Below are 1,483 nucleotides of genomic sequence, written 5' to 3' on the forward strand. Positions count from 1 at the left end.
GTCAGCGGAAGTCCATCCAGTGTCCGTGCGGGGTCCAGCCCATCAGGAACGGAATCTCGATCCGCGCGACCGGCCCCGTGGTGATGTCGTAGGTATCGAAAATCAGATACTCACCCCGCCGCTCCGCCCACCACGACACCGGCACGATGATGAACCCATCGCCCTCCGCAGACGTCGGCGTCCGCGGCGCGAACGTCGCCTCCAACACCGCCGCCGCCTCCGTACTGCGGATCTGATACACCTGCTCGGCCATCGTCTTCACATTCGTCACGACCAGGCTGTTCATCGACATCCCGTTACGCTTGACCACCCCACCGACCTGGAAACCGAACGTATACCCCTTGCCGTAGAACCGCTCGTCTACCTTCGGCAACTCCGACGGCCGATCCGAGAGCTGCTCCGTCTTCGCGACCCCGGTCTTCAGATCGATCGTCCACCGCCCCAGAAAACTGCGCGAGACCGAGAAGAACAACGCCACATCCTCCCCCTCCGCGAAATCCTCCGCGAACGGGAACGGCGGCCGATTGAAGATCGGCGCATCCAACATCAACAGATCACCCTCGACATTCGCCGACAAGGTGTGCATCACATACTCCGCCGGCAGATCGGTCTTGATCCACCGCACCTCCCCGTGCAGATCGTGCCGCGGAATCAACGCGATCACGATCGGCAACGACGCATCCCACCCCCAGATCCCCAACTTGCGCTCGGTGATCTGCTTCTTGTCCGCCGTGAACGGCTGAAACGGCATCACGATCCACTCCGGTGTCAACCAAATATCATGCGCCACCGTGTTATACGGGGCATCGTCGAGATCCCGCGACTCCACCACCCCATCCGGGTGCACGATATGGATCGTCACGAACGGCGCCTCGTCCCGCCAATTCCACCCATACAACGTCCCGGTATCGTGATCCCACTTCGGATGCGCCGTGAACGAGGCATCCCCGAACGACGACTTCTCGTGCAAACCCGCCGACAACTTGCTCGACCACGGCACGATCCCCCGCGTCTCCAACGTGATCGGATCCAACGCGATCGGCGGCCCACCCTGCTCACCCGAGGCCAGCACCTCCCCCGCGAACGGGAAAATGTTGATGTTGTTCGTCCCCTGCGGAACCCCCGCGGTGAACTCATCGCGCACCACATCCCCGTACGCGTGATCACGCCAATCCCCGAACCCCCCATCGGTCCACTCGAACAACCCCCGCCCCGCCCGCTCCTCCGCCACGAACTTCGGCGTCCGAATCCACCGATTCCGGAAATCCGCACGACCATTGTCCAAAACCAGCCCCTGCACCATCCCGTCCATACTGATCAACGGAGTCGTACCCTGCTTCGACGGCCGACGCCACGTCGGACCCGACCGATAGAACCCACCCGACAACTCCCGCGGAATCTCCCCCGCCGTCACAATGCACTCCTCGACCGTCGCCTCGAAACGCATCGGCTGAAACGGCCCCCGCAACGAATTGCCCTTGGG

At 62.8% G+C, this 1,483-nt stretch carries 1 protein-coding gene; it reads right to left on the reverse strand.

All coding sequences use genetic code 11. The features are described from left to right. Position 1: 1 nt before the first annotated feature. On the reverse strand, positions 2-1,483 hold a 1,482-nt coding region (locus MLGJGCBP_RS49365), incomplete at its 5' end, for a carotenoid oxygenase family protein (RefSeq protein ID WP_328799578.1).

The sequence above is a fragment of the Rhodococcus sp. T7 genome (genome assembly GCF_009872365.1).
In the GTDB taxonomy this organism is placed as follows: domain Bacteria; phylum Actinomycetota; class Actinomycetes; order Mycobacteriales; family Mycobacteriaceae; genus Rhodococcus_F.